The organism is Ochrobactrum sp. SSR, from assembly GCF_030067775.1.
Lineage (GTDB): Bacteria > Pseudomonadota > Alphaproteobacteria > Rhizobiales > Rhizobiaceae > Brucella > Brucella teleogrylli.
Genome location: NZ_CP125969.1, coordinates 209525 through 226135, shown reverse-complemented (window position 1 = coordinate 226135; position 16611 = coordinate 209525). Strand labels below are relative to the sequence as shown.

The following is a 16611-nucleotide window of genomic DNA, read 5'->3' as shown; positions in this document are numbered from 1 at the left end:
AAGGCATTCCTATGCAAGTGCTTTTCATGGCAGAATGAAAGGGAACTGGGGATTCGTTCACAGCGAGTGCGGGAAAGGAAAGCGCCATGCGTGCGGGCACAACGCGTCAAAAGGCAATCGCCAAATCGCTCACATTGCTGCTTCCGGCAGTTCCCTATTCGGATTCGGAACCGATCAGAGCGGCGGCTCTCGCCCCGCATATGAAGACGCTGCCGCCGTCCACGGCGGTCTGGCTTGCCACCGTGGCGCATGTGCGCCACGCCCATACGGATTATGATACGCTGCGCGATGACGGATATGACAAGGATTCCGCGCGCTTCTTTGTGCTAGACGCGATCAACTCAAAGCTGACGGAATGGCGCGCGACACGGCTTCTGTCGCCGGAAGACGACGAAGCCGTGGAGATGTAAAAACGCCGCCCGGAGGCGGCGTCTTGATCCTAGAGAACCTCGGCCCGTTTAATCGACGGACCCATGCCCCTGCAGATAACCGTGCTTACGCGGGTTCGGCATGAAGATGCTGACCGCAAACACGATGACCATCATGATGGTCACGTACCAGAAGAAGCCGCTTTCCATGCCCTGCTGTTTGAACCACAGCGCGACATATTCCGCCGTGCCGCCAAAGATCGCATTGGCGATGGCGTAGGAAAAACCGACGCCAAGGGCGCGCACTTCCGCCGGGAAAAGCTCGGCTTTCACGATGCCGCTGATGGAGGTGTACATGCTCACCACGGCCAGCGCGATCACGATATAGATGAAAGCCATGGTCGAGCTCTGCACCGAGCCAATCAATGTCATCAACGGGATCGTGGTCAAGATCGAGATGCCGCCAAAGCCGATCATCATGGTCTTGCGGCCGAGCTTGTCGGACAAGGCGCCGAATAGCGGCTGCATGAGCATATAGGCCAGCAGCACGAAGGTCATGGTTTCGCTGGCGGTTTCCTTGCTCATGCCGGCCGTATTGACCAGATATTTCTGCATATAGGTTGTGAACGTATAGAAGGCGAGCGAACCGCCTGCCGTGAAGCCGACAACAACCAGAAACGCCTTGCGATGATGCTTCCAGATGGTGGCGAAGCTGCCGGCAGCCTTGCTGTTGCGGGTTTCTTCCGTGGTCGTTTCATGCAGCGTGCGGCGCAAAAAGAGCGCCACGATGGCCGCGAGACCACCAATTGCAAACGGGATGCGCCAGCCCCAGGCGTGAAGCTGTTCAGACGTCAGCAAGAACTGGAGAAGCACGATCACCAGCACGGCCAGAAGCTGGCCACCGATCAGCGTGACATATTGAAACGACGAGAAGAAGCCGCGACGGCCTGCAAGCGCAACTTCACTCATATAGGTTGCCGTGGTGCCATATTCGCCACCGACCGAAAGGCCCTGCAACAGACGCACGATCAGCAACAGCACCGGCGCCAGCACGCCAATCGATGCATAGGTCGGCAGGATGGCGATGGCAAACGAGCCGAAGCACATCATGGTGACGGAAATCAGCATCGATGTGCGGCGACCCAGCTTGTCGGCGATACGACCGAACAACCAGCCGCCAATCGGGCGCATCAGAAAGCCGGCCGCGAAAATCGCAGCTGCATTCAAAAGCTGGCTGGTCTGATCCTCGGCCGGGAAAAACTGCGACGCGAAGTAAAGCGCACCAAACGAATAAACATAGAAATCATACCATTCGACCAGATTGCCCGAGGCGCTGGCCACAATCGCATAGACGCGACGGCGTGTATCGTGGGCGTCATGCGCCGCTTCGAACTCGCCATTGGCATCGACATGCGTATTTGCATTGCTCATGTTGAAAACTCCCAAAAGCGGATTCTGTTACCCACATCGAACGACAGCGAAAATTTTGGATGAAGCGCAGCGTTATAAGGATGCCTGCTAACTTACTAAATTAGCATCGGTTCCAGAATGCGATCAGACCATAGGAGCAAAATCATTTGCATGCAATCTATTGACTTGTAACCAATAGCAAGGCGGACGATGGCGATCCACCTGCCATCATCCGTCGCAGTTCTTTGAAATAATTGGAAAAATTATAAATGCGCCCGACCGCTGCCCCGGCGAGCGTCAATCACATCCCCGTGTAGTGGCCGGTTTCGGCATGATTATCGCTTCTGGACGAGCATGAAAATACGCGGGAATCGAAGCAGCACCTTGCCGTCGCGAGTCGTCGGATAGTGCGGGGTGATGCGCTCCCTATAGGCTGCAAGATAGGCCGCCTGCTCGTCCGCATCCAGCGGGTCGAGGAATGGCCTGAGACCCGTGCCCTTGACCCACTCCACGATGGCATCCACGCCCGCCAGCGGGTGATTATAGATCGTGTGCCAGATATCAATCCGCGCCGCATCGCCAGCGAAAGCGTCGTAATAAGTCGCGACCGGCGGCAAAGGCCCCCTGCCCGTCGTGCCGATCTTGGCTGCAAAAGGCGCAGTCTTGGCAACCTCGCGCATCCCGATATGGGTTTGCTCGCCCATATTGTCGGGCATCTGGATCGCCAGAAATGCGCCGGGTTGCATCAAGGACAAAAGCCGCTGCAATTGCTCGATATGGTCTGGCAGCCATTGAAAGACGGCATTGGAAAACAGCACGTCCGTTTCGGCGTCCGGCTCGAAACTGGCGGCATTGCTGATGAAGAACTCGACATCCGGCAAACGCGCCTTCGCCTTGTCGATCATATCCGGCGAGGTGTCGAAGCCCGAAATCTGCGCGTCCGGCCAGCGCTCGACCAGAAGCTCGGTTGAATTGCCGGGTCCGCAGCCGATATCCACCACCTTGCGTGGAGTTGCCAGAGGTATCTGCGCCAGAAGATCGCGCGCCGGGCGGCTGCGTTCATCTTCGAATTTCAGATACTGTTTTGCGGACCAGTCTTTCATCGTCTTTCCTTTCATCAAATGAAAAGGCCGGTGCGATGCACCGGCCTTAAAATCATTACCTTGTCAGCGGCTTATACGTCACCCGCTTCGGGTTGACGCTTTCCGGTCCGAGACGACGGACCTTATCCGCTTCATAATCCTCGAAATTGCCTTCGAACCATTCGACATGGCTGTCGCCTTCGAAAGCGAGAATATGCGTTGCCAGACGATCGAGGAACATACGATCGTGGGAGATGATAACGGCGCAACCAGCGTATTTTTCAAGCGCGTCTTCGAGCGCTGCCAGCGTTTCCGTATCAAGATCGTTGGTCGGTTCGTCGAGCAGCAGAACGTTGCCGCCTGCCTGCAGCATCTTGGCAAGATGCACGCGGTTGCGCTGACCACCAGACAGATTGCCGACCTTAGCCTGCTGATCGCCACCCTTGAAGTTGAACGCACCGCAATAAGCGCGCGAGTTCATTTCAAACTTGCCGAGCTTGATGATGTCGTTGCCACCGGAAATTTCTTCCCAGACATTCTTGTTCGGATCGAGGTGATCGCGGCTCTGATCGACGTAACCGAGATGAACCGTGTCGCCGATGCGGATCGAACCGGAATCCGGCTTTTCCTGACCGGTGATCATCTTGAACAGCGTCGACTTACCGGCACCGTTCGGGCCGATAACACCAACAATGCCACCGGGAGGCAGCTTGAAGGTCAGGTTTTCGATCAGCATGCGATCGCCAAACGACTTTGTCAGACCTTCCGCTTCAATAACCACCTGACCGAGACGCTCGCCTGCCGGGATCAGAATCTGGGCATCGCCCGGACGCTGGTTTTCCGCAGCTTCGACCAGCTGATCATAAGCCTTGATACGGGCTTTCGATTTGGCCTGTCGAGCTTTCGGGCTTGCCGCAATCCACTGGCGTTCGCGCTCAAGCGCTTTCTGACGCGAATCTTCTTCACGTCCTTCCTGAATCATACGCTTGGCCTTGGCTTCGAGATAAGCCGAGTAATTGCCTTCGTAAGGAATGCCGCGACCGCGATCGAGTTCGAGAATCCAGCCGGTTACATTGTCGAGGAAGTAGCGATCATGCGTGATGAGCAGGACAGCGCCCTGATATTCGCGCAGATGCTTTTCCAGCCATGCGGTGGTTTCAGCGTCAAGGTGGTTGGTCGGTTCGTCGAGCAGCAGCAAGTCAGGCTTCGACAGCAGCAGCTTGCAAAGCGCAACACGGCGACGTTCACCACCCGAAAGCTTGGTAACATCGGCGTCGGCTGGCGGGCAGCGCAGCGCTTCCATTGCCATTTCAACCTGGCTTTCCAGATCCCAGAGGTTCTGGCTGTCGATGATATCCTGAAGCGCCGCACCTTCGTCGGCGGTTTCATCAGAATAGTTCATCATCAACTCGTTGTAACGGTCGAGAATGGCTGTCTTCGCAGCCACACCTTCCATCACATTGCCGAGGACGGTCTTGTCCGGGTCGAGATGCGGTTCCTGCGCGAGATAGCCGCAAGTGGCGCCGTCTGCGAGCCAGGCTTCGCCGGTATATTCCTTGTCGAGACCGGCCATGATCTTGAGGATGGTCGACTTACCGGCACCGTTGGGGCCGAGAATACCGATCTTCGCATCGGGATAGAATGACAGGTGAAGGTTTTCGATAACCTTCTTGGCGCCGTAGGCCTTGTTCAGCCCGGACATATGATAGATGAATTGGCGTGCCATAAAGCGCGTCGTCTCCACTGGTTGGAAAGCGCGGGCGGTCCAAACGAAGCCGAGCCGCGCGGAAATTGCTGACGCGTATGTAGGCCAAATAGTGAGCGGACGCAAACGCCATCACGCAAAACAAATATGCCGATTGAGGCATGGCCCCCGGCAGCACACGCTTCAAAAATTGAGCTTAAAAGAATGAAACCGGGCGCGGATATTTCCGTCACCCGGTTTCCCCTCTGGCCACCGTCCGCGAAAGTTTCCTCCCTTTCATCGGACGGCCTGCAAATGATGGCTTGAAATTCTCTAAATGACGCCTTTTATAACCGTCAAAGCCCCTGTATTTCCCCGTTGAAGCTAGATTTGCCCAGCTTTTTCCGCATTTCAAGCAGAATTTGCACAAAAAAAAGCTTTTGCCTAAAATTCCCTCATACAACGTTGTCATGCCTCTTTTAATATCGTGCCCAACCGGGGAATTGACTATTTGCGCGGCATAAAATCAGATGGTGAAATGTCGTTTGAAACCGTCCATCACCTCTCCTTGTCCGACGCGACGCAACTGCCGTTTCGAAACGCGCTTGCCGACGCACCACGCGCGGTCGTTCAAATCTGCCACGGGCTTGCGGAACATTCCGCGCGCTATCGGCGGTTCGCAGACGCGCTGGCACAGGCTGGCTATCATGTCTATGCGCACGACCACCGTGGACACGGCGTGAATATCGGCGCCCATGCACCGAGAGGAATGTTTTCACAAAAGCAAGGCCATGATGTGGCGATCGAGGATATTCTGGCGCTGAACCGCCACATTCATCTTGAGCACCCCGGATTGCCGGTGGTGCTGTTCGGCCATTCGATGGGCGGCCTGATCGCGCTGAACTATGTGCTGGACCATGCCGACACGGTGGATGCCGCTGCGATCTGGAATGCCAATTTCGACGGCGGCCTTGAAGCCAAAGCCGCTGCCGCTCTTCTTTATATGGAGCGCATGCTGAAAGGGTCGGATGTTCCGAGCAGCCTGCTACCGAAGCTGACCTTTCGTGCATGGGGCCGCTCCATCCCCGGCCATCGCACGCCCTTCGACTGGCTGTCGCGCGATCCGGCGGAGGTCGATGCCTATGTCGCCGATCCGCTTTGCGGCTTCGATGCGACTGTATCGCTGTGGCTCGATCTCGTGCACATGACCGCACGCGGCGCGGATGATCGCACCTTCGGCAACATCCCGCGCAGCCTGCCCTTTCATCTGGTCGGCGGCAGCGAAGATCCCGCTACTGCCAAAGGCACTGCCGTCGCGCGACTGGCGGAGCGGATGCGGCGCATGGGGTTCACGCGGGTCACCTGCACGATCCTGCCCGACACCCGCCATGAAAGCCTGAATGAGATCAACCGGGACGACGTAACACAGAAATTTCTGGATTGGCTGGTGGAGACCCTTCCGTCTTCAACCATGTCCAGTTAAAAAGCGGCTATTATCTTCTGTATCGAGCTCGGCTCACGATTTCTTGAAGCATCTTGGCTTCGCCGGGTATTCAGTGCTAGAGCATCGGCCCCGAAAGCCATTGCCGGTTTCGGGAAAAGCTAATGCTGATCAAAAATTGGCGCGGCTTGCGCGAATATCGGGGCTCCAGACAATGAAAATGGAGCCTGCGCTTGAAAAATAGCGCAAGGAACGAAGGAACACTCTGCGTGGAAACACCGACAATTTCTGTGGTCATCCCCTGCCGCAATGAGGCGGACAATCTCGCCTTTCTGCTGGATGAGGTGGATTCCGCGATGCAGGGCCGCGCCTATGAAGTGATTGTCGTCGATGACGGCTCGACGGATTCGACCAGCGACGTCATCGCCCGGCGCATCCATGCAGGCAAGCCGCTGCGCCATCTGCGCCATGACCGTTCATCCGGCCAGAGTGCTGCAGTGCGTTCCGGTGTTTTTGCCGCACGCGGCAAGATTGTGGTGACGATGGATGGCGACGGCCAGAACGACCCGGCCTATCTGCCGGTTCTGGTCGATGCGCTGGTTGAGGCGGGCGAAGGCTATGGCATTGCCGCTGGCCAGCGTCTGAAGCGCACCGATACCAAGCTGAAGCAAATGTCGTCCCGCTTCGCCAATAATCTGCGTGGCGCGATCCTGAAGGACAAGACGCGCGACTCCGGTTGCGGCCTCAAGGCGCTGCATACCGACCTGTTCCGTCAGCTGCCGTTCTTCGACGGCTGGCATCGCTATCTGCCGTCGCTGGCGCTGCGCGAAGGTTTCGATGTCGTGCATGTGGATGTGGTTGACCGCGAACGCCGCCATGGCAAATCCAATTACGGCATCCTTGATCGCGGACTGCGTGGCATACTCGATCTTTACGGCGTCTGGTGGCTGCGCAAGCGCCGCAAGGTCGTGCCGCGCGTGACGGAGATTACCCATGACTGATATTTTCAACAGCCTGTCGCAGTGGCTGCACGAAGTCTTCGTCGCGCAGTGGGATGGCTGGATCGTGCTCGGCTTCGTCGCACAGGCTTGCTTCACCATGCGCTTCGTCGTGCAATGGCTGGCTTCCGAAAAAGCCAAACGCAGTGTCATGCCAGTGGCGTTCTGGTTTTTCTCGCTGTTCGGCGGCGCATTGCTGCTGATCTATGCGGTCCAGCGCAAAGACCCGGTTTTCATTGCTGGACAGGGTTTCGGCCTGCTGGTCTATGTCCGCAATCTCTGGCTTATCGCCAATGAAAAGAAGCGGATCGTGGCGAGCGAATAACTCGCCCCGAGATCAGCTTTTCAGCTGGCGCCCTACCGAACGGTAGTCGAGGCCAGTATCGGCGATGTCTTCCGCCTTATAGACATTGCGCAAATCGATCAGCACGTTGCCAGCCATCGCTTTTGCGACGCGCTTCAAATCCAGCGCCCGATAGGCGTTCCATTCGGTCAGAAGCGCCACCACGCCAGCCCCTTCCGCTGCCTCATAGGCCGAGTTGCACCAGATCACATCCGGCAGAACGGCCTTGGCGGCTTCCATCGCCTCGGGGTCGTGCGCGCGCACCGAAATGCCTGCCTTCTGGATCGCGGTCACGATATCCAGGGCCGGAGATCCGCGGATATCGTCAGTATTCGGCTTGAACGCGATGCCCAGAACCGCAACCGTCGCAGCGCCGCTTTCCTTCGCTGCGGAAACGATCCGCTCCGCCATCGACTGCTTGCGCGTTTCGTTGATGGCGATCACTTCCTCGATCAGCGATTGCGGCGCGTCGTAACGCTTGCCGGTGGCGGCAAAAGCACGCGTATCCTTCGGAAAGCATGAGCCGCCGAAGCCCGGTCCCGCATGGAGGAATTTGGAGCCGATGCGGTTATCCATACCGATGGCGCGCGCGACTTCCTGCACATTGCCGCCGGTCTTCTCGCACAAATCCGCCACCTGATTGATGAAGGTGACCTTCATGGCCAGAAACGCATTGGCGGCATACTTGATGATCTCGGCATTTTCGAGCGAGGTGACGACCATCGGCGTCTCGCGCAGATAAAGCGGGCGATAGAGACGCTGCATCGCAGCCTTGCCGCGCTCGTCCTCAACGCCCACCACAACGCGGTCGGGCCGCATGAAATCCTCGATGGCCGAGCCTTCGCGCAGGAATTCCGGATTGGAAACCATGGAGAAAGGCACACCGGGGCGTGCTGCGGCAATACGGTCGCGGATACGCGCATTGGTGCCGACGACGACTGTGGACTTGATGACAACAACGGCGTCGGGCTTCATCGCTGCCGCGATTTCATCCGCCGCTGCCTCGATATATTGCAGGTCCGCCTCGCCGTCGCCGCGCCGCGACGGCGTGCCGACAGCGATGAAGATTACATCGGCATCGGCCACGCTTGTCGCAAGATCGGTGCTGAAATCCAGCCGTTCGTCACGAATGTTGCGGGTCAGAAGTTCATCGAGGCCCGGCTCAAAGATCGTGACCTTGCCCGCCTCAAGGCGTTCGATGATCGACGGGTTCTTGTCGACGCAGGTGACGTGGAAGCCGAATTCGGCAAAACACACGCCCGAAACTAGACCCACATAGCCCGTTCCGATCATCGCCAGCTTCATATGTTCAGTCCTTCAGTTTGGCTTAGAGCCACTTGTCGTAGTCAGAGACCAGCAGATGCAGCGGCTTTTCGTTTTCTTCAATATTCGAAAAGCGGCCAATCGGCTCGCGGAAAATATTATCGGTGAGGTCGTCATTGACGGTCGAAACTTCACCAATCAGCACGTCGCCGCCCTCGCCCCAGAAAGCATGCCAGTTGCCGGGCAGAAGCGTCACGCTTTCACCGGGCGACAGTTTCAGATGCGCGCCCGCCTTCTGCGTCACAAGACGACCGTCGGTCGCAACCGTAACATCGGAATGCTCATCCACACTGCCGTCCGGCAGCGAATTGAACAGTTCCAGCACCAGCGTGCCGCCACCGCGATTGATGATATCTTCAGCCTTCACCACATGGCGATGCATCGGCGAAAGCTGGTTCTCGCGCGAGATCATGATCTTTTCGGCATAAAGCATGCCGCCGCCGCGCTTCAGGTCATCGGCATTGCCGTTGCGTGTCGTAAACAGGAAAAGGCCAAGGTCCTTGAACTTGCCCTGACCGTAATCCGTAATGTCCCAGCCCAGACGCGCATCGCGGATGGCTGCGGCATCGCTGCCGGTTCGCTGCTTCAGCTCTTCCGGAGTCCAGTAGGCAAAGGGCGGCATGACATAGCCAAATGAGCGGATAAACGCATCGCTTTCGCGGATAATATCATTGATTTCTGAGCGTTTCATGACCTCTGGGCCTCCCATGGAATGAAACAGTTTCTGTCTGGTTCGTGTGGTAACTATCTTTTCGGCCTGTTGGCAATCCCGGAAATGCTTTGCATGTCAGCTGTCACGCATATTTGCTGTCCTGACTGCCTGCCGCAAAAGCGACATTTTGGCGTGTCGTCTTTACGCGAAATCCATGTCGCATCCCAATGCGCGTTTAGGACATTTCAGTGATTGAATCATGACAACGGAAGCCAGTTCGAAATCCGAAACGGAAACGAACAAGCCATTGATGTAGCGGCAAAAGCCGGGCTTCTGGAAGGCTAAGGGAACACCGGATCAGGCCAAGGTCGCTGGGAGAACAGCAAATGCCGATCCTAACGAAGATGAAGCAAGGGTCGTGATGATGGACGTTCGCAATAAAGTGCTGGGGGAAATGCTGGGGCTTTTGTCCGGGCGCGACCCCAATTTCAGCCTGGAGCAGAAGTTTTACACCGATCCGGATTTTTACAAGCTGGATCTGGAAAACATCTTCTATCGTGACTGGCTGTTTGTCGGCCATGATTGCGAGCTGCCGAAGACCGGCTCCTACATGACCGTGCAGGTTGGCGCCTATCCGGTCGTCATCGTGCGCGATGCGCAGGGCGGTATCCGCGCCTTCCACAATTCCTGCCGTCATCGCGGCTCGCGCATCTGCTCTGCCGAGAAAGGCACGGCGGCGAAGCTCGTCTGCCCCTATCACCAGTGGACCTATGAGCTGGACGGACGCTTGCTCTTCGCGCGTCAGGTTGGCCCGGATTTCAAGCCCGCCGAATATGGTTTGAAGCAGGTGCATTGCGAGACGGTCGCAGGCTATATCTATATCTGCGTCGCCGACGAAGCCCCCGATTTCACCGCCTTCCGCAATCTGGTCGAACCCTATCTCGCGCCGCACAATATCAAGGACGCCAAGGTCGCTTTCGAAAGCTCGATCATCGAAAAGGGCAACTGGAAGCTGGTCTGGGAAAACAATCGCGAGTGCTATCACTGCGCCGCGAACCACCCGGAACTCTGCCGCACCTATCCCGAAGCGCCATCGGCGACCGGCGTTCAGGGTGTGATGGAAGACCCGGAAATCAACCAGCTCTGGAAGAACTGCGCCAGCGCCGGCCTGCCGGCAGAATTCAAAATGTCCGAAGACGGTCGTCATCGCATCACCCGCATTCCGCTTCTGCGCGATGCGGTAAGCTATACAATGTCGGGCAAGGCCGCCGTCAAGAAGCCGCTGAGCGATCAGGTTGCAGGCAACACCAATATCGGCGCGATGCTGCTCTTCAATTATCCGTCCACCTGGAACCACCTGATGGCCGACCACGCCATATCGTTCCGCGTTTTGCCGATCAGTGCTGAAGAAACCCTCGTCACCACCAAGTGGCTGGTGCACAAGGATGCGGTTGAAGGCGTCGATTATGATCTGGACGAACTGACCCATGTGTGGATACAGACCAATGATCAGGATCGGCAGATCGTCGAGGAAAATGCCGTCGGCATCCGCTCGCCCGCCTATCAGCCCGGCCCCTATTCGGTCGAGCATGAAGGCGGCGTGATGCAGTTCCTCGAATGGTACACCAATACGATGACGCCGCGCCTCAGCGGTGAAACGGCCAAGCTTAGCCGCGTGGCCTGATCGGCATAGACCGAAATACGAATTGAGAAGCGAGAAGGCCATGCAGCCTCTGAAATATCTGGACGAGATGCTGCCGTGGAACGACAGGCTGCAAATGCTGGAATGCATTTCGGCCATCGAAGAAGCGCCGGATGTGATGACCTTCTCGTTCAGGACCGAAGAAGGCAACTGGTTCCGCTATACGCCGGGCCAGTTCGTCACGCTGGAACTGCCGCTGGAGCGGGCGGACGGTCTTGGCCCTGTGCTCAGAACCTATACGCTGTCATCCACGCCGTCGCGGCCCTACCATATTTCGGTGACGGTCAAGGCGCAGAAGGACAGCATCGGCACCCGCTGGATGCTCGACAATCTGCGCCCGCCGATGAAGATCAAGGCCTACGGGCCGAATGGCGACTTTTCGCTCGCCAATCATCCGAGTGAAAAATACCTGTTCATCTCGGCTGGTTCCGGCATCACGCCGATGGTTTCCATGACCCGCTGGCTGTTCGACTGCGCACCGGGAACCGACATAGCATTCATCAATTGCGCCCGTACACCGGACGACATTATTTTCCGCAAGGAACTGGAACTGCTTTCCGGTCGTATGGATGCGATGCGGCTCGCCTTCATTGTCGAGCAGTCCTCCGCCCGGCATGTCTGGCCGGGCCTGCACGGTCGTATCGACCGGGCGCGGCTCGAATTGCTGGCGCCGGATTTCCAGCATCGCAAGGTCTTCTGCTGCGGCCCCGAGCCGTTCATGAACGGCGTGCGCGGATTGCTGGAACAATCCGGCTTCAACATGGCCAATTATCATCAGGAGAGCTTCCAGCCCGCGAGCGAAATCTCGTCGGTGCCCGTGCCGAGCGCACTTGCCTCCGCCTCACCTGCCGCAGTTGCTGCGGCTCCGGCTGCGCCCGCCGTGGCTGCCGCCAGCGTGGTGTTCAGCCTTTCGGGCGTCGAAGTGGAATGCACCGAAAACGACACCATCCTGCTTGCCGCCCGCAATGGCGGTCTGAAAATACCGAGCGCCTGCGAATTCGGCATTTGCGGCACCTGCAAGGTGAAATGCCTCGGCGGTGAGACGGAGATGAACCACAATGGCGGCATTCGCGACGATGAAATCGCGGAAGGCTACATTCTCGCCTGTTGCAGTCGCCCGCGTGGTCGCGTGGAGATCGACGCTTAAGCTTTCTTCAGAAACTCCGTTCTCAGCACCAAACCCTTGACCTGTTTGGTGCTGCAATCGACTTCGGCGGGATTTCCGGTCAGGCGAATGCCCTTGACCATCGTGCCGCGCTTCAGCGTGGTCGAGGTTCCCTTGACCTTCAGATCTTTGATGAGCGTGACGGAATCGCCGTCATTCAATTGCGTGCCGTTGCTGTCGCGCGTGATTTCGTCTGTCATGGTCGTCCCTGTGTGGTTTTTGATCGAAGCCGTCCGTAGCACCCTTATCCCTGTTATACCAGAACATGCATATTCGCTGGTCTCAGTGATATGGGCTGATTATAGTCGCCATGACAAAGCTCGAAATGAAGCAGGAGCGCTTATGATCGGTCATGCCCTTATTGTCGTCGATGTTCAGAATGACTTCTGCCCCGGCGGCGCGCTGGCTGTTGCTTATGGCGATGAAATTCTGCCCGCCGTTAATCGACTGATCGAGGAAAGCGAACACGTCATTCTGACGCAGGACTGGCACCCTGCCGGTCATTCGAGCTTCGCCTCCACCCATCCCGGAAAAGCGCCCTTCGATATGGTGGACATGTCCTACGGGCCGCAGACACTGTGGCCGGATCATTGCGTACAGGGCACGCGCGGGGCGGAATTTCACCCTGCCCTGCAATGGACGCGCGCACAGCTCGTCATTCGCAAAGGCTTCCGTTTCGGCATCGACAGCTATTCAGCCTTCTTCGAAAACGATCGTGAAACACCGACCGGCCTTGCCGGATATTTACGCGAGCGCGGCATCGGTTCGCTGACGCTTGCGGGTCTCGCAACCGATTTCTGCGTTGCCTATTCCGCGCTTGATACCGTAGCACAAGGTTTTCAGGTACGGGTGCGGCTCGATGCCTGTCGTGGCATCGACCTCAACGGCTCCATGAGCACCATGCTGGAGAAGATGAAGCAGGCTGGCGTCGAACTGGTCGATGAGCCTGCCTCAGCCGCGCATTTACTCTAGCTCGCCATCGGGCATGACCACATAGATCAGCACGGCGATGATGGTGATGAAGAAGCGGAAGGCCGATTCGATGCCGTTCCACGTCTGCGACATCCACATGCCGAACCACTCGCCGCCCACCGATATGAAGCCCACCTGCCAGACCAGAAAGCCGAGCGAAAGCCCGGCAATGGCCCATTTCTTGGAGCGATTGAAGCTGGCCGCGCGATCCGTGAGCCGCCCCAACATGGCGAAAGCCCCGATCCAGCACAGGATGGCGGTCAGCGTTTCAGCCGCGATGATCAGAATATAGCCCGCATGATGCAGGGTTGGATTGTCGATAGCGCGATATTTGATCGTGGCATCGGGAAAGATCGTATCCATCATCAGAACATGCTGGACGAAGGCGAAATTGCTGCCGTAATCGGTGATGTTACCGAAAGCGACCAGGGTTGCGAAGAAGGCGATTGCCGCCACGAAAGCGGTCTTGCTCAAGCGAGTAACGATCATGGGTTCCCCTCGATGGTTCTGTCGATTCGGCCAAATCGGCTACCGGCAAACCATATCATCCAGGGCAATAAAAAAGGCGGCATAGGCCGCCCTTTTTGTCATTGATGTCATTGCTTAGTGACCTATGACCTCTTCGCTGTCGTCCTGCCAGTGCGGATTGAGCCGGTTATAGCGCAGCGACGACATGAAGGAGAGGCCGATCAGCACCGCACCGATGAGGCCGGTAATGACTTCCGGTATGTGAACCAGCGTCTGCACATACATCACTACCGCCAGAACGAGGATGGCATAGAACGCGCCATGTTCCAGATAGCGGTATTGGCCGAGCGTCTTGCGCTCCACCAACATGATGGTGAGCGAGCGCACATAAAAGGCGCCGATGCCAAGGCCGATCGCGATGATGAAGAGGTTGGTCGTCAGCGCGAAAGCGCCGATGACGCCGTCAAACGAGAAACTTGCATCAAGCACTTCCAGATAGATGAAAGCGCCAAGACCACCGCGATGGACCATGTCGATCTGTTCCTGCGTGGCGTCCAGCACTTCGCCCAGCCCTTCGACTGCCAGAAAGGTCAGGAGACCAAACAGGCCAGCAACGAGGAATGTGTGCGAATGAACAGCATCCAGTTGGTAGGAGAAGAACAGGATCAGCGCGACGGCAACGCCGATTTCAACGCCCTGCACGGACGCGAATTTCGACATGCGGCTTTCGATGGCCTTGATCCAGTGCACATCCTTCTCGACGTCGAAGAAATATTTCATACCGACCATCAGCAGGAACGTGCCGCCAAACGCAGCAATCCCGGTATGGGCTTCCGCGATCACACGGGCATATTCATTCGGCTGCCAGATGGCGAGTTTGAGCGCTGAAATCGGGTCCGTCCACATGGCCACCGCAACGATGGCCAGCGGGAAAATGATGCGCATGCCGAAAACGGCGATGATGATGCCCCATGTCAGGAAGCGATGCTGCCATTCGGGTGTCATGTCACGCAGAATGCGCGCATTCACGATGGCATTATCGAAGGAAAGCGAAATCTCAAGAACGCTCAGCACGGCGCAGATGATGAAAACGGAGACCATTCCCCCGAAAGTGCCGGTCATCTCGTATCCGAGCCAGACAGCAGCTGCGAGACCCACGACTGTGAAGATCATGGGCCATGTAAAATAGCGTAGGGTGGCCATTGCAAACCGTTTTATTGTTTTCACTAAAGACAGAGCCCTTCCCGACGCCGGTCAAAATCACGACGTTGTTCCCCGGATGGGCTATTGCCTTATGTAAGAGGCGTCAAATCGCCAAACAAGGGAAACAACGGCAAAATTTTGTTCATGTGGCGGAAAGACGCCGGACGCGAGCGATCCCGCGATTTTACTTTTCATATTCTCAAATTCTTCAACAGGCCTATCTATAAAATCTCGGGCGGAATCTCCCTGAAGCGGGGCAGCTGCAAACAATATCAAAGATCGATGAGGGCAATTGCACAATGGTGGTTCCTGAAGAGCTCCAACGCCGGATAGAAAAAAGCCTCGCGGATGGCGGCTTTACACCGGCGGAAATGCTGCTGCGCCGCGCGCACCGTCTGGCTCTGGACAAGACAAACGGTTCGGGCGCAGCAGCTGATACGATGCTCAAGGAAGCCGGCTTGAGCATTCGCGCCGACGATCTTTCCGCAGTCATTGAAAAGAAACCGTGGCTTCTCGAAGTCATCCTTCAGGGTGTCAATCGCAAGCCCGGCGACACGGGCGATCATCACTAAACAAAAAGGCATAACAACGTTTTTAACGCGCTTTTCTTCGCCAGCCCCCGCCCTATATCGGTTTCGGGGCGTTCTACGCCGATCCGTTCCGATCCCGCATTGAAACGAACATCAGGGGCCATTCCATGCCGACATTGAAACGTTCTTTTGCTGCCACATGCACCGCATTGCTTGTGGCGGGCAGCATGATTGCTGCTCCTGTCGCCGAGGCATGCACGCGCCTCGTCTATCACGGTGCCAATGACCAGATCATCACGGCCCGTTCCATGGACTGGAAGGTCGACGTGGCGACCAATCTCTGGATTTTTCCACGCGGTATGAAACGCTCCGGCGAAGCCGGGCCAAATTCCGTGCAGTGGCAATCCAAATATGGCAGCGTCATCGCCTCCGGCTATGACATTTCAACCACGGACGGCCTCAATGAAGCGGGGCTTTCGGCAAGCGTGCTGTGGCTGGTGGAATCGGAATATCCGCCCTTCGATGAAAAGCATCCAAGCCTCAGCATCGCTGCCTGGACGCAATATGTCCTCGACAATTTCGCAACTGTCGATGAAGCGGTAAAAGCGCTGAGCGACAATCCGTTCAATGTCGTGACCGACAAGGTGCCGGGGGAAGATCGCCTCGCCACGCTGCATCTGGCCATGTCGGATTCCAGCGGCGACAGCGCCATCATCGAATATATCGACGGCAAGCAGGTCATCCACCACGGCAAGCAATATCCGGTGATGACCAATTCACCGACCTTTGACCAGCAGTTGGCGCTCAACGCCTATTGGAAGGATATCGGCGGCACCGTGATGCTGCCGGGCACCAACCGCGCCGCCGACCGCTTCGCCCGGGCTTCTTTCTACGTGAATGCCATTCCGAAAACGGAAGATCCGGTGAAAACCATCGCCAGCGTGTTCAGCGTGATTCGAAATGTCTCGGTGCCGTTCGGCATCAGCACGCCCGATCAGCCGAATATTTCATCGACCCGCTGGCGCACCGTGGCCGACCACAAGCGGAAGCTCTATTTCTTCGAATCCGCACTGACACCGAATACATTCTGGATCGACCTCAACAAGGTCGATTTTTCGCCCGAAACCGGCAAAGTGAAGAAGCTCGATCTCGGGCCCGACCAGACCAACACCTTCTCCGGCATGGCCAACGATCAGTTCAAGGAAACCGAACCGTTCAAGTTCCTCGGACTTTGATGGAACTCCAAGGCCCCGCCCAATGGCGGGGTCTT

Annotated in this window: 17 protein-coding genes; 9 read left to right on the top strand and 8 right to left on the bottom strand. The window is 57.0% G+C overall.

Annotated elements, in window-relative coordinates:
* The first annotated feature begins 86 nt into the window (after positions 1-86).
* Complete coding sequence (locus QLQ11_RS01045; RefSeq protein ID WP_109369431.1) at positions 87-410, top strand: DUF2293 domain-containing protein; 324 nt, start codon at positions 87-89, stop codon at positions 408-410.
* 48 nt (positions 411-458) lie between these two features.
* Here the strand turns inward: QLQ11_RS01045 and QLQ11_RS01040 are convergent, their stop codons facing one another.
* The 3 genes from QLQ11_RS01040 to ettA form a co-directional block, all read right to left on the bottom strand.
* Positions 459-1799 carry an MFS family transporter gene (locus QLQ11_RS01040; RefSeq protein WP_109369432.1) on the bottom strand — a complete coding sequence of 447 codons (1341 nt, stop codon included), beginning with the start codon at positions 1797-1799 and terminating at the stop codon, positions 459-461.
* Positions 1800-2113: 314 nt separating this feature from the next.
* On the bottom strand, positions 2114-2881 hold the full coding sequence (gene tam / locus QLQ11_RS01035; RefSeq protein ID WP_121536422.1) for a trans-aconitate 2-methyltransferase: 768 nt from the start codon (positions 2879-2881) through the stop codon (positions 2114-2116).
* Between the two features lie 55 nt (positions 2882-2936).
* Entirely contained in the window at positions 2937-4586 is a 1650-nt protein-coding gene (ettA, locus tag QLQ11_RS01030) for an energy-dependent translational throttle protein EttA (protein ID WP_121536424.1), read from the bottom strand.
* Between the two features lie 496 nt (positions 4587-5082).
* Between ettA and QLQ11_RS01025 the strand changes: the two genes are divergently transcribed.
* The 3 genes from QLQ11_RS01025 to QLQ11_RS01015 all read left to right on the top strand — a co-directional run bounded on the left by QLQ11_RS01025 (position 5083) and on the right by QLQ11_RS01015 (position 7308).
* On the top strand, positions 5083-6027 hold the full coding sequence (locus QLQ11_RS01025; protein WP_283735920.1) for an alpha/beta fold hydrolase: 945 nt from the start codon (positions 5083-5085) through the stop codon (positions 6025-6027).
* Between the two features lie 227 nt (positions 6028-6254).
* Positions 6255-6986 (top strand): glycosyltransferase family 2 protein, encoded by a 732-nt coding sequence (locus QLQ11_RS01020; protein WP_121536428.1) that lies wholly within the window; start codon positions 6255-6257, stop codon positions 6984-6986.
* Positions 6979-7308, top strand: coding sequence for a lipid-A-disaccharide synthase N-terminal domain-containing protein (locus QLQ11_RS01015; RefSeq protein ID WP_283735921.1), 330 nt, complete (start codon positions 6979-6981; stop codon positions 7306-7308). The genes QLQ11_RS01020 and QLQ11_RS01015 overlap by 8 nt, the downstream gene beginning before the upstream one ends.
* 12 nt (positions 7309-7320) lie before the next feature.
* Here the strand turns inward: QLQ11_RS01015 and QLQ11_RS01010 are convergent, their stop codons facing one another.
* Positions 7321-8631 (bottom strand): UDP-glucose/GDP-mannose dehydrogenase family protein, encoded by a 1311-nt coding sequence (locus tag QLQ11_RS01010; protein ID WP_371835885.1) that lies wholly within the window; start codon positions 8629-8631, stop codon positions 7321-7323.
* Positions 8632-8653: 22 nt separating this feature from the next.
* Positions 8654-9340 (bottom strand): D-lyxose/D-mannose family sugar isomerase, encoded by a 687-nt coding sequence (locus QLQ11_RS01005; protein WP_109369439.1) that lies wholly within the window; start codon positions 9338-9340, stop codon positions 8654-8656.
* Between the two features lie 385 nt (positions 9341-9725).
* On the opposite strand from QLQ11_RS01005, the gene QLQ11_RS01000 reads away from it, so the two are divergent.
* Entirely contained in the window at positions 9726-10985 is a 1260-nt protein-coding gene (locus tag QLQ11_RS01000; RefSeq protein WP_121536628.1) for an aromatic ring-hydroxylating dioxygenase subunit alpha, read from the top strand.
* A 40-nt stretch (positions 10986-11025) separates the two neighbouring features.
* Positions 11026-12150 (top strand): hybrid-cluster NAD(P)-dependent oxidoreductase, encoded by a 1125-nt coding sequence (locus QLQ11_RS00995; protein ID WP_121536432.1) that lies wholly within the window; start codon positions 11026-11028, stop codon positions 12148-12150.
* Here QLQ11_RS00995 and QLQ11_RS00990 read toward each other — a convergent pair.
* Positions 12147-12368: an alkylphosphonate utilization protein gene (locus QLQ11_RS00990; protein ID WP_121536434.1), complete on the bottom strand. Its 222-nt coding sequence runs from the start codon at positions 12366-12368 to the stop codon at positions 12147-12149. The genes QLQ11_RS00995 and QLQ11_RS00990 overlap by 4 nt on opposite strands.
* Before the next feature lie 142 nt (positions 12369-12510).
* On the opposite strand from QLQ11_RS00990, the gene pncA reads away from it, so the two are divergent.
* Positions 12511-13140, top strand: a complete 630-nt coding sequence (gene pncA / locus QLQ11_RS00985; protein ID WP_121536436.1) for a bifunctional nicotinamidase/pyrazinamidase — start codon at positions 12511-12513, stop codon at positions 13138-13140.
* Here pncA and QLQ11_RS00980 read toward each other — a convergent pair.
* Positions 13132-13629, bottom strand: coding sequence for a DUF2165 family protein (locus QLQ11_RS00980; protein WP_121536438.1), 498 nt, complete (start codon positions 13627-13629; stop codon positions 13132-13134). The genes pncA and QLQ11_RS00980 overlap by 9 nt on opposite strands.
* Positions 13630-13743: 114 nt before the next feature.
* Positions 13744-14811 (bottom strand): DUF475 domain-containing protein, encoded by a 1068-nt coding sequence (locus QLQ11_RS00975; RefSeq protein WP_109369444.1) that lies wholly within the window; start codon positions 14809-14811, stop codon positions 13744-13746.
* 299 nt (positions 14812-15110) lie between these two features.
* On the opposite strand from QLQ11_RS00975, the gene QLQ11_RS00970 reads away from it, so the two are divergent.
* Entirely contained in the window at positions 15111-15383 is a 273-nt protein-coding gene (locus QLQ11_RS00970) for a hypothetical protein (RefSeq protein ID WP_121536440.1), read from the top strand.
* A 125-nt stretch (positions 15384-15508) separates the two neighbouring features.
* A complete protein-coding gene (locus QLQ11_RS00965; RefSeq protein WP_109369446.1) occupies positions 15509-16576 on the top strand; it encodes a linear amide C-N hydrolase in 1068 nt (355 codons plus the stop codon).
* Positions 16577-16611 lie beyond the last annotated feature (35 nt).

Coding starts and splice junctions, on each gene's coding strand:
- QLQ11_RS00990 (WP_121536434.1), bottom strand. CDS start 12,368: ATGACAGACGAAATCACGCGCGACAGCAACGGCACGCAATTGAATGAC.
- ettA (WP_121536424.1), bottom strand. CDS start 4,586: ATGGCACGCCAATTCATCTATCATATGTCCGGGCTGAACAAGGCCTAC.
- QLQ11_RS01010 (WP_371835885.1), bottom strand. CDS start 8,631: ATGAAGCTGGCGATGATCGGAACGGGCTATGTGGGTCTAGTTTCGGGC.
- QLQ11_RS01045 (WP_109369431.1), top strand. CDS start 87: ATGCGTGCGGGCACAACGCGTCAAAAGGCAATCGCCAAATCGCTCACA.
- QLQ11_RS00970 (WP_121536440.1), top strand. CDS start 15,111: ATGGTGGTTCCTGAAGAGCTCCAACGCCGGATAGAAAAAAGCCTCGCG.
- QLQ11_RS00995 (WP_121536432.1), top strand. CDS start 11,026: ATGCAGCCTCTGAAATATCTGGACGAGATGCTGCCGTGGAACGACAGG.
- tam (WP_121536422.1), bottom strand. CDS start 2,881: ATGAAAGACTGGTCCGCAAAACAGTATCTGAAATTCGAAGATGAACGC.
- QLQ11_RS01005 (WP_109369439.1), bottom strand. CDS start 9,340: ATGAAACGCTCAGAAATCAATGATATTATCCGCGAAAGCGATGCGTTT.
- QLQ11_RS01040 (WP_109369432.1), bottom strand. CDS start 1,799: ATGAGCAATGCAAATACGCATGTCGATGCCAATGGCGAGTTCGAAGCG.
- QLQ11_RS00975 (WP_109369444.1), bottom strand. CDS start 14,811: ATGGCCACCCTACGCTATTTTACATGGCCCATGATCTTCACAGTCGTG.
- QLQ11_RS01000 (WP_121536628.1), top strand. CDS start 9,726: ATGGACGTTCGCAATAAAGTGCTGGGGGAAATGCTGGGGCTTTTGTCC.
- QLQ11_RS01015 (WP_283735921.1), top strand. CDS start 6,979: ATGACTGATATTTTCAACAGCCTGTCGCAGTGGCTGCACGAAGTCTTC.
- QLQ11_RS01025 (WP_283735920.1), top strand. CDS start 5,083: ATGTCGTTTGAAACCGTCCATCACCTCTCCTTGTCCGACGCGACGCAA.
- QLQ11_RS00965 (WP_109369446.1), top strand. CDS start 15,509: ATGCCGACATTGAAACGTTCTTTTGCTGCCACATGCACCGCATTGCTT.
- pncA (WP_121536436.1), top strand. CDS start 12,511: ATGATCGGTCATGCCCTTATTGTCGTCGATGTTCAGAATGACTTCTGC.
- QLQ11_RS00980 (WP_121536438.1), bottom strand. CDS start 13,629: ATGATCGTTACTCGCTTGAGCAAGACCGCTTTCGTGGCGGCAATCGCC.